Raw genomic sequence first — 19,208 nt, 5'->3', positions numbered from 1 at the left:
AGGCATACCGTGGGTAAAATTGTAGCAATCGCCAACCAGAAAGGTGGCGTGGGTAAAACAACAACCTGTATCAATTTAGCCGCTTCTATGGCTGCGACTAAACGTAAGGTATTGGTTGTCGATCTTGATCCACAAGGCAATGCCACAATGGCCAGTGGAGTCGATAAGTACCAAGTTGACGCAACGGCATATGAGCTACTGGTTGAAGAAGCTCCTTTTGAAGATGTGGTATGTCGTAAAACATCCGGCCATTACGATTTAATCGCTGCCAATGGCGATGTCACTGCCGCTGAGATTAAATTAATGGAAGTCTTTGCTCGGGAAGTGCGCTTGAAAAACGCCCTCGCGGCAGTTCGTGATAACTATGATTTCATCTTTATTGATTGCCCGCCCTCTTTAAATCTACTTACAATCAATGCGATGGCAGCAGCTGATTCGGTACTGGTGCCAATGCAATGTGAGTACTTTGCGTTAGAGGGATTAACTGCCTTAATGGATACCATTAGTAAGTTAGCGGCTGTGGTGAATGATAACCTGAAGATCGAAGGTTTATTACGTACCATGTATGATCCCCGTAACCGACTAGCGAATGAAGTTTCCGATCAATTAAAAAAACACTTCGGTAACAAAGTTTACCGCACTGTCATTCCTCGTAATGTTCGTCTTGCTGAAGCGCCTAGTTATGGTAAGCCAGCAATGTATTATGATAAGTACTCAGCGGGAGCTAAAGCTTATCTCGCCTTGGCTGGCGAGATGTTACGCCGTGAAGAAATCCCCGCATAACACCGAAAAAGGAATAATCTTACATGTCTAAACGTGGCTTAGGAAAAGGGTTAGATGCTTTACTTGCTACCAGTTCTATGGCGAGAGAAAAGCAGCAAGTCGCTTCACATAGCCAAGCGATGTCTGCGGATGGGGAATTGACTGAACTGACCATCACCAGCCTTAAGCCCGGTATTTATCAGCCGCGTAAAGATATGTCGCCAGAAGCACTTGAGGAGCTTGCCGCCTCGATTCACTCTCAAGGCATCATTCAACCCATTGTGGTGAGGCCGTTAGAGTTTGGTGGTTTTGAAATTATCGCTGGTGAACGCCGCTGGCGAGCAGCCAAACAAGCCGGATTAAAGCAAGTTCCTTGTTTGATCAAACGCGTGGACGATCGTGCAGCTATCGCCATGGCTTTGATCGAAAATATTCAGCGTGAAGATCTAAACGTTATTGAAGAAGCTCAAGCGTTAGAACGGCTACAAGATGAATTTAAACTGACTCACCAGCAAGTCGCTGATGTGATTGGTAAATCACGAGCCACCGTCAGTAACCTTTTACGCCTTAATCAGTTACATGATGAGGTCAAACGGTTGGTTGAAAGTAAGCAACTTGAAATGGGCCATGCGCGCACATTATTAGCCTTACCGGCTGAGCAACAGATCACCTGTGCAGACGTAATGGTTAAAAAGCATTTAACCGTCCGTCAGGCGGAAGCTCTGGTAAAGCGTTGGTTAAATAATGAAGAGAAAAAAGAACCACAAAAACCAGACCTAGCTGAAGAAGTAGAGCAACAATTAACCGCTATTGCTGAGCGACTAAAAACGCCTATGGCGATACAATTGCAAGCGAGTGGAAAAGGGCGAGTTGTCATTGATTTTTCTGATCAAGAACAACTGACTCATTTGCTGAAACAATTAGATACGATTGTACAGTGAATATAGCTCACAGAATCTCTTTTCTGTGGCTTGGTTCACCCGCTTTAAGTTGAGTTTTTACGATACATATATATAATTTCGAAGCTTTTTTCACCGAGTTGTAATGTTTTTTTAACTTTATATAACTGGGTGAGTGATACAGAAAACAGGTGCTTTTGATGTTTATAGCAGGGCAAAGTCGGCAGGCAAAGGCGGCATTTCGAATTGTTCACCTTCAGCTTGTTTTCTTACTGCTGATCGGAGGCATTACGTATATGTACTGGGGCCCCAATCAGGCTCGTTTTATCTTAAAAGGTGGAGCGATTGCCGTGATTGGTAACTATGTCTATACACTGTTTGCCTTCCTCCCTAAACCCGATGCAAACGGCAACGTTTTGCTTGGTTTTATTGTTGTGGGGTGGGCTTTGAAGCTGGTGTTAACCATTACCATGTTTGTGTTGATTTTTAATTTAACTGATATGCATCACCCTGGTGCCATGATGTCCGGTTACAAATTAACTTTACTGGTGTTCTGGATAGCACCAATACTACTTACCGCAAAAAATGGGAACCACCATGGCTGATACTCCGAAGGAATATATTCAGCACCACCTCTCAAGCGCTCAAGTTTGTTTGGTCGATGGTAACATCACCACAAACCACGGTTGTGCGGATGCTGGATTTTGGACGTTAAACTGGGATGCGTTATTGATCTCAGTGGGTCTAGGCGTGCTGTTTTTGTGGTTGTTTTATCGTGTTGGGAAAAATGCAACCACGGGAGTTCCAGGTAAATGGCAATGCTTCGTCGAAATGCTCGTAGAGCAGGTCGATGAGTTAGTCAAAGGAACTTTTCATGGCAAGGATAAGTTGGTCGCACCCTTGGCATTAACCATTTTCGTCTGGATTTTCCTGATGAACCTAATGGATTTAGTGCCTGTGGATTATGTCCCTGAAGCTATGAAATTGGCAGGCGTAGATTATTTCAAACTTCTCCCTACGGTGAACTTGAATATAACTCTGTCGCTGGCAATAGGCGTGTTACTGTTAGTTATCGCTTATTACATCAAATACAAAGGATTCAAGGGATTTGTGAAGGAGTTTACTCTACATCCAATTAACCATTGGGCGTTAATTCCTTTCAACTTAGTTCTTGAGACGGTGTCATTATTGGCAAAACCGATATCTCTTTCGTTACGTTTGTACGGTAACATGTACGCAGGTGAGCTGATCTTCATTCTGATCGCAATCACTTACGGTGCTGGTGTCGTACTGGGTGGCTTAGGTGTTATCGCTCATGTCATTTGGGCCATCTTCCATATTTTGATTATTACTCTACAAGCCTTTATTTTTATGATGCTGACGATCGTGTATCTCAGTATGGCAAGTAATGACTCTCATTAAACTCTTAATTTAAACAACCCAATAAACCTGGAGATACTTTTATTATGGAAACTTATTTCGTTGTTGCTCTACTACTTGGTATGTGTGCTCTAGCGACTGGTATTGGCTTTGCAATCCTAGGCGGCAAATTCCTTGAGTCTGTTGCTCGTCAACCAGAAATGGCTCCAATTCTACAAACCAACATGTTTATCATCGCAGGTCTTCTTGATGCGGTTCCTATGATTGGTGTAGGTATCGCAATGTACATGTTGTTTGCATAACTAGTCCTTTTTGTGTCACCCAAGCGCAAAGATGATTGGGTAAACAGAAGCAAAATAAAGGAGAGTTAGTGTGAATATCAATGCAACTCTGTTGGGCCAAACAATCGCATTTTTAATTTTTGTTTGGTTCTGCATGAAGTATGTATGGCCTCCTTTGATGAGAGCCATCGAAGAACGTCAGAAAAAAATTGCTGACGGCTTAGCTTCTGCTGAGCGTGCTGATAAAGCCTTAAATCTGGCTAAAAGTAATGCAGCAGATCAGCTAAAAAGTGCAAAACAAGAGGCGCTAGTCATCATTGAGCAAGCCAATAAACGCAAAGCTCAAATTTTAGACGAAGCTCGTCAAGAAGCGGCGCAAGAGCGTGAACATATCTTGGCCCAGGGTAAAGCAGAATTAGAAGCGCAAATGATGCGTGCTCGTAATGAGCTGCAAAAAGAAGTGTCTTCTCTGGCTTTACTGGCAGCTGAGAAAATTGTTCAACGCACCGTCGATCAGGCCGCTAACCAAGACATACTTGATAGTATATCTGCGAAGCTATAACGGAGGGCATTTGTATGTCGGATTTGACAACGATTGCTCGTCCATACGCTAAGGCTGCATTTAGTTACGCCAGTGAACACGGTGTGGTTGATCAATGGTCAGCAATGCTTGAACTGGCGAAAACAATGTCGTTGGTACCTGAATTATCGTCAGCTGCATTTAGCTTACAACCAGAGCAATTAGTTCAGGTGTATGCAGATGTCGCAGGCGGGCAGTTCGATCAGCCCATGTGTAACTTTCTATTGGTGTTGATGGAAAACCGTCGTATGACGGTGCTCGGTGATATATCTCAGCAGTTTCAAAAGTTGGCTACAGAATCTTCCGGTACAAAAGAAGTGAATGTAGTGACCTCTTATGAGTTAAGCGATGAACAGGTTGAAACTTTAACCAGTAACTTAGAAAAACGCTATGACTGTAAAGTGAAGCTGAATTGCCAAATTGACAGCAATCTTATTGGCGGAGCCGTTATTCGAGTAGGGGATAGTATCCTCGACAACTCGTTACTGGGTCGTATTAATCGTCTGAAAGACATGATGAAGTCTTAATTAGGGGAATTGGAGCAATGCAACTTAATTCCACGGAAATCAGCGAAATCATCAGAAAGCGAATTGAAGGTTTCAACGTTGTTTCTGATGCTCGCAATGAAGGTACTATCGTATCGGTAAGCGATGGTATCATCCGTATCCACGGCCTAGCGGACGTGATGCAAGGTGAAATGATTGAATTACCGGGTGGGCGTTACGCACTCGCACTGAACTTGGAGCGTGACTCTGTTGGTGCCGTTGTAATGGGCCCATATGCTGACCTAAGTGAAGGCATGAAAGTGACCGGAACCGGGCGTATTCTAGAAGTTCCCGTAGGTCCTGAGCTTCTTGGTCGTGTGGTGAATACCTTGGGTGAACCGATTGATGGTAAAGGCCCAATTGACGCAAAATTAACGTCTCCTGTAGAAGTGATTGCACCAGGGGTTATCGACCGTAAATCTGTCGATCAACCTGTTCAAACTGGCTATAAGTCGGTTGATGCAATGATTCCTATCGGCCGTGGTCAACGTGAGTTGATTATCGGTGACCGTCAAACCGGTAAAACCGCACTCGCGATTGATGCAATCATTAACCAGAAAAACTCTGGTATCTTTTCTATTTATGTTGCGATTGGCCAAAAAGCGTCAACGATTGCCAACGTAGTACGTAAATTAGAAGAACATGACGCATTGAAAAATACGATTGTTGTAGTGGCATCTGCGTCTGAATCTGCTGCGCTACAATACCTCGCACCTTATTCTGGTTGTGCGATGGGTGAATACTTCCGTGATCGTGGTGAAGATGCACTGATTGTTTATGATGATTTATCAAAACAAGCGGTGGCTTATCGTCAAATATCACTACTGCTACGTCGTCCACCAGGTCGTGAAGCTTTCCCAGGTGACGTATTCTACCTCCACTCACGTTTACTTGAGCGTGCAGCTCGCGTTAGCGAAGAGTATGTAGAGCGTTTTACTCAAGGTGAAGTGAAAGGTAAAACGGGGTCTTTAACCGCTCTACCTATCATTGAAACTCAAGCTGGTGACGTTTCTGCTTTCGTACCGACTAACGTAATTTCGATTACAGATGGTCAGATCTTCCTACAAACAGAACTGTTTAACGCAGGGGTTCGCCCAGCGGTTGACCCAGGTATCTCTGTTTCTCGGGTAGGTGGTGCTGCGCAGACTAAGATCATCAAAAAGCTGTCTGGTGGTATTCGTACCGCTCTTGCTGCTTACCGTGAATTGGCGGCGTTTGCTCAGTTTGCTTCTGATTTGGATGAAGCGACAAAACGTCAGCTTAATCATGGTCAGAAAGTAACAGAATTGATGAAGCAAAAGCAGTATACACCGATGTCGGTCTTTGATCAGGCCTTGGTTATTTTTGCAGCTGAACGCGGTTACTTGAACGATATTGAATTGAATAAAGTGTTGGATTTTGAATCTTCACTTCTGTCGTATGCTCATTCTCAATACGCTGAGTTCAAAGCGGAAATTGACAAGACTGGTGCTTATAACGATGACATCGAAGCCAAATTGAAAAAATTGGTGGAAGATTTCAAAGCAACTCAGACTTGGTAATTACAACCAAAATTGTAATTAACGGAGAGTAACGATGGCCAATACAAAAGAGATTCGCAGTAAGATTGGGAGTGTGAAAAGCACTCAAAAGATTACTAAAGCAATGGAAATGGTTGCGGCTTCTAAAATGCGTCGAACTCAAGATGCGATGGAAGGGCCTCGTCCATATTCAAAAATAATTCGTAAAGTCATTGGTCATTTAGCAAACGGTACTTTGGAGTATAAACATCCTTACTTAGAAGAACGTGAAGCTAAACGTGTTGGGTATATCATCGTTTCAACCGATCGTGGTTTGTGTGGCGGTTTAAACATTAACATGTTTAAAAAAGCCCTTGCTCATATGAATGAGTATTCAAATCGTGGTAGTGAGATTGATATCGCGGTGATCGGAAGTAAGGGAAGCTCTTATTTTCGCAGTATAGGTGCAAAAATCGTTGCACAAAAAACTGGGGTCGGCGACGAACCTGAGTTAGACGATTTAATCGGTTCTATCAGTGTGATGCTAACCAAGTATCAGAAAGGTGAAATCGACCGTTTGTATCTAGTATTCAACGAGTTTATTAACTCGATGACTCAACAACCAAAGATGGATCAATTGTTGCCTTTGCCGAAAACGCAAGATGAATCAGAATTTAAGCATGCTTGGAGTTATATGTTTGAATCTGATCAGAAAAAACTTCTTAACACACTGATGACTCGCTATATCGAAGCACAGGTCTATCAGGCGGTAGTTGAGAACTTAGCGTGTGAAATGTCTGCTCGGATGGTAGCAATGAGAGCAGCATCAGATAACGCTGGTAATCTGATTGATGACTTAGAACTGGTGTATAACAAAGCCCGTCAAACGGCGATTACCCAAGAGTTATCAGAGATTGTTGGCGGCGCTGCGGCGGTTTAACAAAGGTAATTAACAGACTAGAGGATTAACGATGGCTACAGGTAAGATCGTACAGATCATCGGTGCGGTAGTCGACGTAGAGTTTCCACAGAGCTCGGTGCCTAGTGTTTATGATGCACTGAATGTTCAGGACTCAAAAGAACGTCTTGTTCTTGAAGTTCAGCAGCAGCTAGGCGGCGGCATTGTACGCTGTATCGTGATGGGTAGCTCAGATGGTTTACGTCGTGGAATGGCAGTAGAAAATACTGGCGCTCCAATATCAGTACCAGTAGGGATGAAAACCCTTGGTCGTATCATGAACGTATTAGGTGATGCGATTGATGAGCGTGGAGAAATCGGTGCAGAAGATATTTATTCTATCCACCGTGCCGCTCCAAGCTATGAAGAGCAATCAAGTGTAACTGAACTGCTTGAAACGGGCGTTAAAGTCATCGACTTAATCTGCCCATTTGCCAAAGGCGGTAAAATCGGTCTATTTGGTGGTGCTGGTGTTGGTAAGACCGTTAACATGATGGAGCTTATCAACAACATCGCGCTACAACACTCAGGCCTTTCTGTATTTGCTGGGGTTGGGGAACGTACTCGTGAGGGTAACGACTTCTACCATGAAATGCAGGAAGCTGGTGTTGTTAACATTGAAAAGCCTGAAGAGTCAAAAGTGGCCATGGTGTATGGTCAGATGAACGAGCCACCAGGTAACCGTCTACGTGTTGCTTTGACGGGTTTGACTATGGCGGAAAAATTCCGTGATGAAGGCCGTGACGTACTGCTGTTTATCGATAACATCTATCGTTATACCCTAGCGGGAACAGAAGTATCAGCACTGCTTGGTCGTATGCCTTCTGCTGTAGGTTACCAACCAACGCTAGCGGAAGAGATGGGGGTTCTACAAGAACGTATCACTTCAACCAAAACGGGTTCGATTACATCGGTTCAGGCCGTATACGTTCCTGCGGATGACTTGACTGACCCATCACCGGCAACCACCTTTGCTCACTTGGATGCAACGGTTGTACTTAACCGTAACATCGCCGCAATGGGTCTATACCCAGCGGTTGACCCACTGGATTCTACCTCTCGTATGTTGGATCCTCTTGTTGTGGGTCAAGAGCATTACGATGTCGCTCGTGGCGTTCAGTCCACGCTACAGCGTTATAAAGAGCTGAAAGACATCATTGCTATTCTCGGTATGGACGAACTGTCTGAATCAGATAAGCAATTAGTTGCTCGTGCTCGTAAGATTGAGCGTTTCTTAACTCAGCCTTACCACGTAGCCGAAGTCTTTACGGGTGACCCGGGTATTTACGTACCACTTAAAGAAACTTTACGTGGCTTTAAAGGCTTATTAGCCGGCGATTATGACGACATTCCTGAGCAAGCGTTTATGTACTGCGGTACGATTGACGATGCGATTGAGAATGCCAAAAAGCTATAACGCTCAAATCTCCAAGGAGGCTTTATGACAGCATCAGTAACCTTTAACTTGGATGTAGTCAGTGCTGAAAAGCGGATTTTTTCTGGCTTAGCACGCACTATTCAAGTCTCGGGTGAAAGCGGAGATTTAGGTGTTTTAGCGGGTCATATGCCCTTACTGACTTTCATCAGACCGGGCATGGTGCGTATTGTTACCATAAAAGGAGAGGAAGAAATTATCTACCTTTCTGGTGGCATACTTGAAGTCCAACCCAATGATGTAACGATTTTGGCAGATACGGCTATTCGTGCGGAAGAGCTAGATGAAGCGAAAGCAGCAGAAGCAAAACGTGCGGCAGAAGAAATGCTGAATGAAAATCATGGGGATGTGAACTTTGCACAAGCATCCAGTGAACTGGCTAAAGCGATTGCTCAGCTACGAGTAATTGAGCTGACAAGAAAGCGTCGCTGATAATCTTCAGTACGTAATAGTAAAAGGCGGCCTTTGGTCGCCTTTTTGCTTATTTTTTATCAGAAATTTATACCAATAAATTAACACGCTCGGTGTTAGCCGCTAAAATGCGGCTCATATTTTACAACGTCATAGGTAACTCATGAAATTTAGCGCAGTGATTCTCGCCGCAGGCAAAGGCACGCGTATGCACTCCAATATTCCTAAAGTGCTGCATACACTGGCAGGTAAACCCATGGCCAAGCATGTTATTGATACCTGCCATGGCTTAGGAGCTCATAATATTCATCTGGTTTACGGCCACGGTGGTGAGCAAATGCAGCATGCATTAGCCGAAGAACCTGTGAATTGGGTACTGCAAGCTGAGCAATTGGGAACAGGGCATGCGGTTGATCAAGCGTCTGAGCATTTTCGAGATGATGAAAAAATCTTGATCTTATATGGTGATGTTCCGCTTATTTCAGAGCAAACCATCGAAAGTTTGTTGGAAGCACAGCCCACGGGAGGTATTGCTTTATTGACGGTTGTATTAGATAACCCAACGGGTTACGGGCGTATTGTTCGTAAAAATGGTCCGGTTGTAGCGATCGTTGAGCAAAAAGATGCAACAGAAGAGCAAAAGCTCATCAAAGAAATCAATACTGGGGTAATGGTTGCAACGGGCGGTGATTTAAAACGTTGGTTAGCTGGGCTGAATAATAACAATGCTCAAGGTGAGTATTATCTGACGGATGTAATTGCGGCAGCTCATGATGAAGGCCGCGCAGTTGAAGCCGTCCATCCTGTAAGCTCAATTGAGGTGGAAGGGGTTAATGATCGTATTCAATTAGCTCGCTTAGAACGAGCTTTTCAAGCGGGTCAAGCCAATAAGCTGCTTGAGCAAGGAGTGATGTTACGTGATCCCGCGCGTTTTGATCTCCGAGGCGAATTACAGTGTGGTACTGACGTTGAAATTGACGTGAATGTATTAATCGAAGGTCAGGTTTCGATTGGGAATAATGTTGTCATTGGTGCCGGGGCTATTTTGAAAGACTGTGAAATTGATGACAATACGGTTATTCGTCCTTATAGCGTGATTGAAGGGGCATGTGTCGGAGAAAACTGTACTGTTGGGCCATTTACTCGCTTACGTCCTGGAGCGGAATTACATAATGATACCCACGTCGGTAATTTCGTTGAGATGAAGAATGCTCGTTTAGGTGAAGGTTCAAAGGCGAACCATTTAACCTATCTTGGCGACGCCGAAATTGGTCAGCGAGTGAATATCGGTGCAGGTGTGATCACGTGCAACTATGATGGCGCAAACAAATTTAAAACCATTATTGGGGATGATGTGTTTGTCGGCTCTGACAGCCAATTAGTTGCGCCAGTTACCATTGACGACGGAGCGACGATTGGAGCTGGAACCACACTAACGAAAAATGTTGCTCAAGGTGAGTTAGTCATTACTCGTGCGAAAGAAAAGAAAATTACAGGTTGGCAACGGCCAGTAAAAAAATAAATGGTTTTGTAAAAATAGCCAGCATTACGCTGGCTATTTTTCTATCTAAGGCTATTTATCTTGTACAACACGAGAATTATCGGGTGTTGTAAAATGTTGGCTCAAGTGTTTATTCGCAACAATATAACCAACCCATAGTCCAAACATACAGATCATAATGGCGATTCCGGTCACCATTTGCGCTTGACTCGCAAGGGTTGCTACGAGTGCACTCGCTAAGCTTGCAGCACAGATTTGTAAGCTATTTTGTAGCCCTGCAGCGGTTGCTGGGCTCTGTTTTGCACTGGAGAGAGCGCGATTAACGACAATGGGATAGAGCGCTCCATTCGCGACGGCAATTAAGCAAAAGGGCGCAAGAATAGGCCATATCGAGGCTAATTCCCATTGTGATGCGACAAAAATACAGACAGTTGAAACCGTAAACAGAGCCAGAAGCTGCTTGAGTACTTGAGCATCCCCATATTTATTCACATAACGTTTACCTAGGTATCCACCCACCATAAAAGCGATGGTCTGTGGAATGAAGCTCATTCCAATATCTTTCGCCTCATAACCAAGCTGAGCCATGATTTCTGGCATACCGGTTAAATAAGCAAAGAAAGCGGCTGAAGCACAAGCGAACATCAATACATTGCCTAAATAAGCTCGGCAACTGAATAAAAACTTTATGTCTTGTGTAATGGAAGTTGTTTTTGTTTCTGCGATGACATTTTCTTGTAAGCGAGTACTAACTATTAACGTAATTCCCAACATTGTTAGTACGATAAAGATACTATGCCAGCCGAGGTGGTGAGTAAGTAACACACCTAATTGAGGTGCCAACGCGGGAGAGAGGGCGACTAGCGGCATAATGGTAGCGAAAATCTGTTGGCTGATATGGCTTGGGTAGCGTTTGATCACCATCGCTTGCCAGATAACGGCTGGAGCACAGACACCGATGGCTTGAATAAAGCGTAACCCGAGCAGTTGCCAGACCTGTTCGCTAAAAGCAAGCCCGCAAGAAGCGAAGGTGAAGACAGATAACCCAACAATCAGTGTATTACGATGGCCGAACTTATCTGATGCAAGCCCCCATAGTAGTTGTCCGATAGCCATTCCCATTAAAAAAACCGTCAGAGAAAGGGCGATTTGTTCTGGGCCTGTTGCAAAATCATGCTCCATCACTTTAAAGGCTGGTAGATACATATCGGTAGCAATGAAACCGAGCATGGAAAGCGCAGAAAGATAAAACAGTTGTAAAGGTGAGATATTCATTTTTATTTCCATCAAAAAAATTAATTCATTTTTTCTTTGTATCTTTTATTGATAGCTAGGCTATATAAGGGTATTCATTGTATTTTTTATTATTACTTAAATGAAACGCGAAAATTATTAGTTATCGTGCAAAATATTTGATTGATAGAGGGGCTATGTTTTCAAAAACATCATTAGAAATGCTAGATACGGTGGCTCGGTTAGGCAGTTTTACCGCTGCTGCAGAGGTTTTGCATAAAGTTCCTTCTGCGATCAGCTATAGTGTTCGCCAAGTGGAAACTGAGCTTGGGGTAATTTTATTCCGCCGCTTACCCAGAAAGGTTGAACTGACCAGCGCGGGGGAGCTGTTTATGGTGGAAGCTCGGCAACTATTACGACAAATGGAAGAAATTAAAGCACAAACGAAACGGGCTGCGCATGGCTGGCAAAGAACGCTTAAGTTGACTCTTGATAATGTGGTGAAATTAGAACGTATAAAGCCATTGGTGGAGGATTTCTACCAAACGTTTGATTTTGCTGAGCTACAGATCAATATGGAAGTATTTAATGGTTCTTGGGAAGCGATTGCACAAGGACGAGCGGACATTGTCATCGGCGCAACATCTGCAGTACCCGTTGGCGGCGACTTTGAAGTCCGTGATATGGGGATGTTAGATTGGGTTTTTGTGATGGCTCCGACGCATCCTTGTGCTCAAGTCGATGTATTAACCGAAGCGTTTGTCAGTCAGTATCCTGCTATTTGTTTGGATGATACCTCCAGCGTTTTGCCAAAGCGCCATACCGGGCATTATCCAAAACAAAGACGTTTACTGCTACCGAACTGGTACAGCGCTAAAGAGTGTTTAAAACAAGGGTTAGGGGTTGGATTTATGCCTAGCCATATGGCACAACCGTTGCTGGCTTCAGGTCAGTTAGTTGAAAAAAATTTGCCAGATAATGCGCCATTGAGTCAATGCTGTTTAGTGTGGAGAAAAGATGATAATCATAAATTGATCGAATGGATGGTCAATTACTTGGGGGATAGTGAGCAATTACATCAAGATTGGTTACAAACCTTATAGGCTACAAAATTAAGAGCCAGCTTAGCTGGCTCTTTGGCGTATTTATGGGCGTTCAAAAATAGTAGCAATGCCTTGGCCAAGGCCTATACACATAGTAGCAAGGCCATATTTTGCCTTATTGGCTTCCATCAAATTAATTAAGGTTGTGGAAATACGAGTTCCAGAGCAACCGAGTGGATGGCCTAGGGCAATGGCCCCTCCATTAAGGTTAACTTTTTCATCCAATACCTCCGCCAAACCAAGATCTTTAGCACAAGGCAATGATTGAGCAGCAAACGCTTCATTCAATTCAACCAAGTCAATCTCATTCATGGTGAGCCCCGCACGTTTCAGAGCTTTTTGAGTTGCAGGAACGGGGCCGTAACCCATGATGGAAGGATCACAACCAGCGACTGCCATCGATTTCACTTTGGCGCGAATGGTTAATCCAAGCGCTTTTGCTTTCGCTTCGCTCATCACCAACATCGCTGAAGCGCCATCTGAAAGTGCAGAAGATGAACCCGCCGTAACCGTGCCATTAGCTGGATCAAAAACTGGGCGCAGTTGAGCTAACCCTTCAACGGTTGTTTCCGGGCGAATGACTTCATCGTAATCTAAGGTAAAGAGTGTTCCATCGGCGGCGTGGCCTTCAGTCGGCAATATCTCATTTTTAAACCGCCCTTCTAGGGTTGCGGCTTGTGCGCGCTGATGAGAACGGACGGAAAAAGCATCTTGCTGCTCGCGGCTAATACCATGCATTTTCCCCAGCATTTCTGCGGTTAAACCCATCATACCGGCAGCTTTAGCAACCTGTTTGGATAGCTTAGGATGAAAATCAACACCATGGTTCATGGGAACATGTCCCATGTGCTCAACTCCGCCGACTAAGCAAATATCAGCATCTCCAACCATAATGGCACGAGTGGCATCGTGCAGTGCTTGCATGGATGAACCACATAATCGGTTGACGGTGACGGCCCCAATGTTAATAGGCAAACCCGCTAGCAATGCGGCATTACGTGCAATGTTAAAGCCTTGTTCGAGCGTTTGTTGTACACACCCCCAATAAATATCTTCGATCTCTTGGGGATTCACTTGTGGATTGCGCGCTAAAATTCCTTTCATTAAATGTGCTGAGAGATCTTCGGCTCTCTGGTGGCGAAAAGCCCCGCCTTTGGAGCGACCCATTGGGGTACGAAGGCAATCAACAATCACAACATTATTCATTTTGTTATTCCTTTTCCATGCTTACGGGGTTAGAGCGAAATAGGCTTTTGAGTGGGGTAAAAAGATTGCCCTTTTTCAGCCATATCCAGCAGTAGTGATGGCACATGATACATAGCCCCTAGATGCTGATGTTGTTTCGCCATCGTGATGTAGTTATCTAAACCTAACGTATCTAGATACCGGAACACGCCACCACGGAATGGAGGGAAACCTAACCCATAGACGAGAGCCATATCGGCTTCTTGTGGTGAAGCAATGATTCCTTCTTGTAGACAAAGTACAACTTCATTGATCATAGGAATCATCATTCGCTCAATCACGGTTTGCGCGTCAAATTCTTGTTTATTTGCACAGACGTCAGTTAAGAGAGGTAAAATCGATTCAGAGAATATCTTTTTCGGTTTCCCTTTTTTATCCATGCTGTAGCTGTAGAAGCCTTGACCATTTTTTTGACCAAATTTATTCGCTTCATATAGCACATCAATGACATCGCGGTCTTGTTTACCCATGCGCTCAGGGAAACCTTCTGCCATGACGGCTTGAGCATGATGTGCGGTATCAAGGCCGACAACATCTAACAGGTAAGCCGGTCCCATTGGCCACCCAAATTGACGCTCCATCACGTTATCTATTTGAGTAAAATCGCCGCCATCCCGGAGCAGTAGACTAAACCCACCGAAGTAGGGGAATAAAACGCGGTTAACAAAAAAACCAGGGCAGTCGTTCACGACGATGGGGGATTTCCCCATTTTAGCTGCATAAGCAACAACACGATTAATGGTATCGTCAGAGGTTTTTGCTCCTCGAATAATTTCTACGAGTGGCATGCGATGGACGGGGTTAAAAAAGTGCATACCACAGAAGTTTTCAGGGCGTTTGAGTGAGAGTGCGAGTTGATTGATTGGAATAGTCGAGGTATTGGAGGTGATGATTGTATCATCAGAGACTTGGCGTTCGACTTCACTCAGAACCGCCGCTTTTACTTTGGGGTTTTCGACAACGGCTTCAACAATGATATCTGCTTGCTCTATTCCTGCATAATGCAAGCTTGGTGTGATAGAGGCGAGTATTCCGGCCATTTTAAAACCATTGATCTTACCGCGTTCCAGTTGCTTATTTAGTAGTTTAGATGCTTCAGTCATGCCTAAATCGAGAGAGTGTTGGGCAATGTCTTTCATCAACACTGGTACCCCTTTGGTTGCTGATTGATAAGCAATTCCTCCCCCCATAATCCCTGCTCCTAAAACTGCTGCACGTTGCGTCTCTTTGCTGGCAGATTTGGCAGACTGTTTAGCTAACCCTTTTATATGTTGGTCATTAAGGAATAGCCCAACCAATGCCTTGGCTTCTGTAGATTTAGCAAGCTTAATAAAATGTTGACGTTCAATCGCTAATGCTTCATCCCGATCACAGCGTGCAGCCTGTTCTATTGCGATAACGGCGGTCATGGGGGCGGGGTAATGTTTTCCCGCAACTTGAGCAACGAGCCCTTTGGCCATAGTAAAACTCATCATGGCTTCAATTTTACTTAATGTCAGCGAAGCGGTTTTTTGCTTACGGCGTTCAAGCCAGTCTATTTTTTCATTTATGGCTTGCTTGATGGTCGTCAGTGCAGAATTATGCAATTGAGTGCTATCAACAATAGCATCGAGTAAACCGAGTTTTAGCGCGTCTTCTGCTCGACAGGCTTTGCCTTGGGTAATCACTTCCATTGCGCTATCGGCACCAATTAAACGGGGTAACCGAACCGTACCTCCAAACCCTGGCATAATGCCAAGTTTCGTTTCAGGCAGCCCAATACTGGTTGTGTGATCGCCAATACGAAAATCGGTTGCAAGGACGCACTCACAACCACCGCCAAGAGTAAAACCAGTCAGTGCTGATAGAGTGGGAACGGGCAGATCTTCGAGTTTATTAAAGATGTTATTCGCAAAACATAGCCATTGATCCAGTTCTTCATCAGGCAAGTCGAATAAACCTAAAAATTCAGTAATGTCTGCGCCGACAATAAAGGCTGACTTATCTGATGTGAGAATGAGGCCTTTGAGACCAGAGTGGGCATGTAGGACATCCAATGCTTCATTCAATGAAGTTAGTGTTGCAAGATCAAGCTTGTTGACGGACTCAGGAGAGCAAAAACTTAACTCTACGATACCATCCTGTAATTCTTTTACCTGTAGGGTTTTGGCTTGGTAAATCATTGTCTATCTCCGTGACATACAATCGGTGATTGTGTGTGAGAGTTTTTGTTGTATTCATATTCTGGTTAGACCAGTAGAGTTAGTGTGTACCGCAGATAAATTATTTTCAATACATTTTTTAAACAAGTGTTTAACATTGTGCGCTCATCATCAATCCTAAGCACCTTTTTTGGGGTTCGTGATACACTGGTCGTCCTTTTACCATTAATGATTAAGAGATGAATCTTCAGCCCTATTCGATTCCAGCGGCCCCAGTTTTGTTTGAAGAAGAAATCAAGAAAAGCCGCTTTATCACATATTTAGCTCATACTCCCAGTGTTGAAGCCGCTAAAGCTTTTATTGCTGAGATAAAAGAGCGGCATGCAGACGCGAGGCACAATTGTTCGGCTTTTATTGCGGGGCGCCCAGAAAACTCAACCCTTTGGGGGTTTAGTGATGACGGTGAACCATCAGGAACGGCGGGAAAACCGATGTTGGCGCAGCTTTCAGGGTCTGGTGTAGGAGAAATCACCGCGGTTGTCACTCGGTATTACGGGGGCATTCGTTTAGGAACGGGTGGGCTTGTGAAGGCGTATGGCGGTGGTGTTCAGCAAGCTCTTAAGCTGCTTCAAATAAATGAAAAAAAAATCACCACACAATTATCGCTAACGCTAGACTACAGTTTACTTGCGCTGGCTCAGTCCGTCATGGGGCAGTATGATGCGGTACAAGTCGAGGCTCAATATGGAGGAACGGTACAGATTGTTATTGAATTACCTTGTATAGAAGTGGATGCTTTTAGCCAAAATATCACGAACAAGAGCAGTGCAAAAATTCTTGTTACCCACATAGAACATACTTAGGAAGTCAGAAGCCAAGCTTCGTTATTTTGTCATGCAATTTCGTTCTATTATTCGAATCGTAGGGTTACTACTTGCCCTATTTAGTGTGTCTATGCTGATACCCGCAACGGTCGCTTTGATCTATGGGGATGGAGCGGGGGTTCCTTTTGTCTCCACCTTTTTTGTTTTACTACTTTTGGGCGCTTTGTTGTGGTTTCCTAACCGGCGTTATAAGCATGAACTCAAAGTCCGAGATGGTTTTCTGATAGTCGTCTTATTCTGGACGGTTATTGGTAGCGCAGGTGCCCTTCCTTTTTTATTAGCTGATAATCCCAATGTGTCAGTGCCTGATGCTTTTTTTGAATCATTCTCAGCTTTAACCACGACGGGGGCTACGGTTATTGTTGGTTTAGATCACTTACCGAAAGCCATTTTATTTTACCGTCAATTTTTACAATGGTTTGGTGGGATGGGGATTATCGTTTTGGCCGTTGCTATTCTTCCGGTATTAGGGATCGGAGGTATGCAGCTTTATCGCGCTGAAATTCCGGGGCCAGTAAAAGATAATAAAGTTACACCAAGGATTGCTGAAACCGCGAAAGCACTCTGGTACATCTATTTAAGCTTAACCATTGCTTGTGCTGCAGCTTTTTGGTTTGCGGGAATGACTCTGTTTGATGCTATTTGTCACAGCTTCTCAACCATAGCGATTGGCGGTTTTTCAACCCATGATGCAAGCATGGGCTATTTTGATAGTTATGCGATAAATTTAATCACCGTTATTTTCCTGCTGATTTCTGCTTGTAACTTCACCTTGCACTATGCCGCTTTTACTAGTGGGGGCGTTCATCCTAAATACTATTGGGCAGATAGAGAATTCCGAGCTTTCCTCGTGATTCAAAGCTTGTTATTTATGATTTGTTTTTTAGTGATATTAAAACATCATACTTATGATTCTCTGTATGAAGCATTTGACGTTACTCTTTTTCAAACCGTATCCATATCAACCACCGCAGGATTCACAACCACCAGTTTTTCAGAGTGGCCACTCTTTTTACCTGTTCTGTTGCTCTTTTCTTCATTCATCGGTGGATGTGCTGGCTCTACCGGAGGGGGGATGAAAGTCATTCGAGTTTTTTTACTTACCTTGCAAGGTGCTCGAGAAATGAAACGACTCGTGCACCCAAGAGCTATCTATCCCATTAAATTAGGCGATAGTGCATTGCCACAGCGTGTTGTGGATGCGGTGTGGGGTTTTTTCTCAGCCTATGCACTGGTTTTTGTCGTATGTATGCTGGCGTTGATTTTTACAGGGATGGACGAGTTGAGTGCCTTTTCTGCCATTGCGGCAACACTTAATAATTTAGGACCTGGTTTAGGTGAAGTCGCTGCCCACTTTGGTGATATCAATGATGCTGCTAAATGGATCTTAGTCGTTTCCATGCTATTTGGACGGCTAGAGATTTTCACCTTGCTAATATTGTTAACGCCAACCTTTTGGCGTAACTGAGGATGATCTCGTGAAAATATTGATGTTGTATTCCTCAAGGGAAGGACAAACACAAAAGATACTCCGCTTTATTGCAAAAAAACTTAACCAAACGAACTGTGATATTCGAGACCTTCACCAATGCGACTCTGTGGATGTATTGGCTTATGACAAAGTATTGATTGGTGCCTCTATTCGATATGGGCATCTTCATCAAAAACTGTATGAGTTTATCGAGCGACATTCAACGGAGTTAAAACAGGTTAAGACCGCCTTTATCTGTGTGAATTTGACCGCCCGTAAAGAAGAACAAAAGAAAGATACGCCAGAAGGCAGTGTTTATGTTCAAACTTTTTTGAAAAAATCGGTTTGGCATCCTAACTTAATCGGTGTGTTTGCTGGGGCTCTTTACTACCCACGCTATCGCTTTTTTGACAAAATAATGATTCGCTTCATTATGAAGTTAACGGGCGGAGAAACCGATATATCAAAAGAAGTGGAATACACGAACTGGGATAAAGTCACTTTATTTAGTGATAAATTTGCAAAAATGTAAAAAAAAGAAGTGGTTTTAGTTGGGGTGTGTTGGTTTTTTCACCGATCAGTATTAACCCGAAAAAAAAGAGAAAAAAACACTTGCCAATGTGATGTTGATCTCTATAATGCCGCCTCGCTGTCACGGGAAAGCGCCTCAGTGCTCACCGAAACAGTTGGTAATTTTAAAAGGGTAACACCTCAAAAATAAACGTAAAAAAGTGTTTGACACCGACGTTTATCTCGCTAAAATTACCGCCTCTTCCGATACGGTGTAAGCCAAGCGGTAAGAACGCTCTTTAACAATTTAAACCAATCAATCTGTGTGGGCACTCGTTGATGATAATCAAAAAGATTTATCGATGAACTG

Annotated in this window: 19 protein-coding genes; 16 read left to right on the top strand and 3 right to left on the bottom strand. The window is 43.9% G+C overall.

What is annotated here, in order from left to right:
- Positions 1-9: 9 nt before the first annotated feature.
- The 12 genes from EXA13_RS11985 to glmU all read left to right on the top strand — a co-directional run bounded on the left by EXA13_RS11985 (position 10) and on the right by glmU (position 10,272).
- Complete coding sequence (locus tag EXA13_RS11985; RefSeq protein WP_238133386.1) at positions 10-783, top strand: ParA family protein; 774 nt, start codon at positions 10-12, stop codon at positions 781-783.
- 23 nt (positions 784-806) lie between these two features.
- Complete coding sequence (locus tag EXA13_RS11980; protein ID WP_238133385.1) at positions 807-1,703, top strand: ParB/RepB/Spo0J family partition protein; 897 nt, start codon at positions 807-809, stop codon at positions 1,701-1,703.
- A gap of 158 nt (positions 1,704-1,861) precedes the next feature.
- Positions 1,862-2,266: an ATP synthase subunit I gene (locus EXA13_RS11975; protein WP_238133384.1), complete on the top strand. Its 405-nt coding sequence runs from the start codon at positions 1,862-1,864 to the stop codon at positions 2,264-2,266.
- On the top strand, positions 2,259-3,083 hold the full coding sequence (atpB, locus tag EXA13_RS11970) for a F0F1 ATP synthase subunit A (RefSeq protein ID WP_238133383.1): 825 nt from the start codon (positions 2,259-2,261) through the stop codon (positions 3,081-3,083). The genes EXA13_RS11975 and atpB overlap by 8 nt, the downstream gene beginning before the upstream one ends.
- Positions 3,084-3,127: 44 nt before the next feature.
- Positions 3,128-3,343 (top strand): F0F1 ATP synthase subunit C, encoded by a 216-nt coding sequence (gene atpE / locus EXA13_RS11965; protein WP_071178281.1) that lies wholly within the window; start codon positions 3,128-3,130, stop codon positions 3,341-3,343.
- 70 nt (positions 3,344-3,413) lie between these two features.
- On the top strand, positions 3,414-3,884 hold the full coding sequence (gene atpF / locus EXA13_RS11960) for a F0F1 ATP synthase subunit B (protein ID WP_099610295.1): 471 nt from the start codon (positions 3,414-3,416) through the stop codon (positions 3,882-3,884).
- A gap of 14 nt (positions 3,885-3,898) precedes the next feature.
- Positions 3,899-4,429, top strand: a complete 531-nt coding sequence (locus tag EXA13_RS11955) for a F0F1 ATP synthase subunit delta (RefSeq protein WP_238133382.1) — start codon at positions 3,899-3,901, stop codon at positions 4,427-4,429.
- A gap of 17 nt (positions 4,430-4,446) precedes the next feature.
- Positions 4,447-5,988 (top strand): F0F1 ATP synthase subunit alpha, encoded by a 1,542-nt coding sequence (gene atpA, locus EXA13_RS11950; RefSeq protein WP_238133381.1) that lies wholly within the window; start codon positions 4,447-4,449, stop codon positions 5,986-5,988.
- A 34-nt stretch (positions 5,989-6,022) separates the two neighbouring features.
- A complete protein-coding gene (atpG, locus tag EXA13_RS11945) occupies positions 6,023-6,886 on the top strand; it encodes a F0F1 ATP synthase subunit gamma (protein WP_238133380.1) in 864 nt (287 codons plus the stop codon).
- 31 nt (positions 6,887-6,917) lie between these two features.
- Positions 6,918-8,321, top strand: coding sequence for a F0F1 ATP synthase subunit beta (atpD, locus tag EXA13_RS11940; RefSeq protein WP_238133379.1), 1,404 nt, complete (start codon positions 6,918-6,920; stop codon positions 8,319-8,321).
- Positions 8,322-8,345: 24 nt separating this feature from the next.
- Positions 8,346-8,771: a F0F1 ATP synthase subunit epsilon gene (locus EXA13_RS11935; protein WP_238133378.1), complete on the top strand. Its 426-nt coding sequence runs from the start codon at positions 8,346-8,348 to the stop codon at positions 8,769-8,771.
- 142 nt (positions 8,772-8,913) lie between these two features.
- Entirely contained in the window at positions 8,914-10,272 is a 1,359-nt protein-coding gene (glmU, locus tag EXA13_RS11930) for a bifunctional UDP-N-acetylglucosamine diphosphorylase/glucosamine-1-phosphate N-acetyltransferase GlmU (RefSeq protein WP_238133377.1), read from the top strand.
- A gap of 51 nt (positions 10,273-10,323) precedes the next feature.
- Here glmU and punC read toward each other — a convergent pair whose 3' ends face one another.
- Complete coding sequence (gene punC, locus EXA13_RS11925; protein ID WP_238133376.1) at positions 10,324-11,526, bottom strand: purine nucleoside transporter PunC; 1,203 nt, start codon at positions 11,524-11,526, stop codon at positions 10,324-10,326.
- A gap of 155 nt (positions 11,527-11,681) precedes the next feature.
- Between punC and punR the strand changes: the two genes are divergently transcribed.
- The gene (gene punR, locus EXA13_RS11920) at positions 11,682-12,587 is read left to right on the top strand and encodes a DNA-binding transcriptional activator PunR (RefSeq protein WP_238133375.1); all 906 of its coding nucleotides are present in this window, start codon (positions 11,682-11,684) and stop codon (positions 12,585-12,587) included.
- Between the two features lie 42 nt (positions 12,588-12,629).
- Here punR and fadA read toward each other — a convergent pair whose 3' ends face one another.
- The gene (gene fadA / locus EXA13_RS11915) at positions 12,630-13,793 is read right to left on the bottom strand and encodes an acetyl-CoA C-acyltransferase FadA (protein ID WP_238133374.1); all 1,164 of its coding nucleotides are present in this window, start codon (positions 13,791-13,793) and stop codon (positions 12,630-12,632) included.
- A gap of 29 nt (positions 13,794-13,822) precedes the next feature.
- Positions 13,823-15,994, bottom strand: a complete 2,172-nt coding sequence (gene fadB / locus EXA13_RS11910) for a fatty acid oxidation complex subunit alpha FadB (RefSeq protein WP_238133373.1) — start codon at positions 15,992-15,994, stop codon at positions 13,823-13,825.
- Between the two features lie 218 nt (positions 15,995-16,212).
- Between fadB and EXA13_RS11905 the strand changes: the two genes are divergently transcribed.
- From EXA13_RS11905 to hemG, 3 genes are read left to right on the top strand one after another with little or no spacing between them, the layout of a single operon-like run.
- On the top strand, positions 16,213-16,836 hold the full coding sequence (locus EXA13_RS11905; protein WP_238133372.1) for a YigZ family protein: 624 nt from the start codon (positions 16,213-16,215) through the stop codon (positions 16,834-16,836).
- A gap of 31 nt (positions 16,837-16,867) precedes the next feature.
- Positions 16,868-18,325, top strand: coding sequence for a TrkH family potassium uptake protein (locus EXA13_RS11900; RefSeq protein ID WP_238133371.1), 1,458 nt, complete (start codon positions 16,868-16,870; stop codon positions 18,323-18,325).
- A 22-nt stretch (positions 18,326-18,347) separates the two neighbouring features.
- Entirely contained in the window at positions 18,348-18,860 is a 513-nt protein-coding gene (gene hemG / locus EXA13_RS11895) for a menaquinone-dependent protoporphyrinogen IX dehydrogenase (protein WP_238133477.1), read from the top strand.
- The last annotated feature ends 348 nt before the right edge of the window (positions 18,861-19,208 follow it).

Origin of the sequence: Vibrio cincinnatiensis (assembly GCF_022113815.1) — a bacterium.
Classification (GTDB): domain Bacteria; phylum Pseudomonadota; class Gammaproteobacteria; order Enterobacterales; family Vibrionaceae; genus Vibrio; species Vibrio cincinnatiensis_A.
The sequence above is the reverse complement of the archived record's forward strand: the minus strand, read 5'-3'. Positions and strand labels throughout refer to the sequence as shown.

Excerpts from the sequence above, each read along its gene's own strand:
- EXA13_RS11905 (WP_238133372.1), top strand. The coding sequence starts at position 16,213 with ATGAATCTTCAGCCCTATTCGATTCCAGCGGCCCCAGTTTTGTTTGAA.
- EXA13_RS11955 (WP_238133382.1), top strand. The coding sequence starts at position 3,899 with ATGTCGGATTTGACAACGATTGCTCGTCCATACGCTAAGGCTGCATTT.
- glmU (WP_238133377.1), top strand. The coding sequence starts at position 8,914 with ATGAAATTTAGCGCAGTGATTCTCGCCGCAGGCAAAGGCACGCGTATG.
- EXA13_RS11975 (WP_238133384.1), top strand. The coding sequence starts at position 1,862 with ATGTTTATAGCAGGGCAAAGTCGGCAGGCAAAGGCGGCATTTCGAATT.
- EXA13_RS11980 (WP_238133385.1), top strand. The coding sequence starts at position 807 with ATGTCTAAACGTGGCTTAGGAAAAGGGTTAGATGCTTTACTTGCTACC.
- punC (WP_238133376.1), bottom strand. The coding sequence starts at position 11,526 with ATGAATATCTCACCTTTACAACTGTTTTATCTTTCTGCGCTTTCCATG.
- EXA13_RS11900 (WP_238133371.1), top strand. The coding sequence starts at position 16,868 with ATGCAATTTCGTTCTATTATTCGAATCGTAGGGTTACTACTTGCCCTA.
- fadB (WP_238133373.1), bottom strand. The coding sequence starts at position 15,994 with ATGATTTACCAAGCCAAAACCCTACAGGTAAAAGAATTACAGGATGGT.
- punR (WP_238133375.1), top strand. The coding sequence starts at position 11,682 with ATGTTTTCAAAAACATCATTAGAAATGCTAGATACGGTGGCTCGGTTA.
- atpD (WP_238133379.1), top strand. The coding sequence starts at position 6,918 with ATGGCTACAGGTAAGATCGTACAGATCATCGGTGCGGTAGTCGACGTA.
- hemG (WP_238133477.1), top strand. The coding sequence starts at position 18,348 with ATGTTGTATTCCTCAAGGGAAGGACAAACACAAAAGATACTCCGCTTT.
- fadA (WP_238133374.1), bottom strand. The coding sequence starts at position 13,793 with ATGAATAATGTTGTGATTGTTGATTGCCTTCGTACCCCAATGGGTCGC.
- EXA13_RS11935 (WP_238133378.1), top strand. The coding sequence starts at position 8,346 with ATGACAGCATCAGTAACCTTTAACTTGGATGTAGTCAGTGCTGAAAAG.
- atpB (WP_238133383.1), top strand. The coding sequence starts at position 2,259 with ATGGCTGATACTCCGAAGGAATATATTCAGCACCACCTCTCAAGCGCT.
- atpG (WP_238133380.1), top strand. The coding sequence starts at position 6,023 with ATGGCCAATACAAAAGAGATTCGCAGTAAGATTGGGAGTGTGAAAAGC.
- atpE (WP_071178281.1), top strand. The coding sequence starts at position 3,128 with ATGGAAACTTATTTCGTTGTTGCTCTACTACTTGGTATGTGTGCTCTA.
- atpA (WP_238133381.1), top strand. The coding sequence starts at position 4,447 with ATGCAACTTAATTCCACGGAAATCAGCGAAATCATCAGAAAGCGAATT.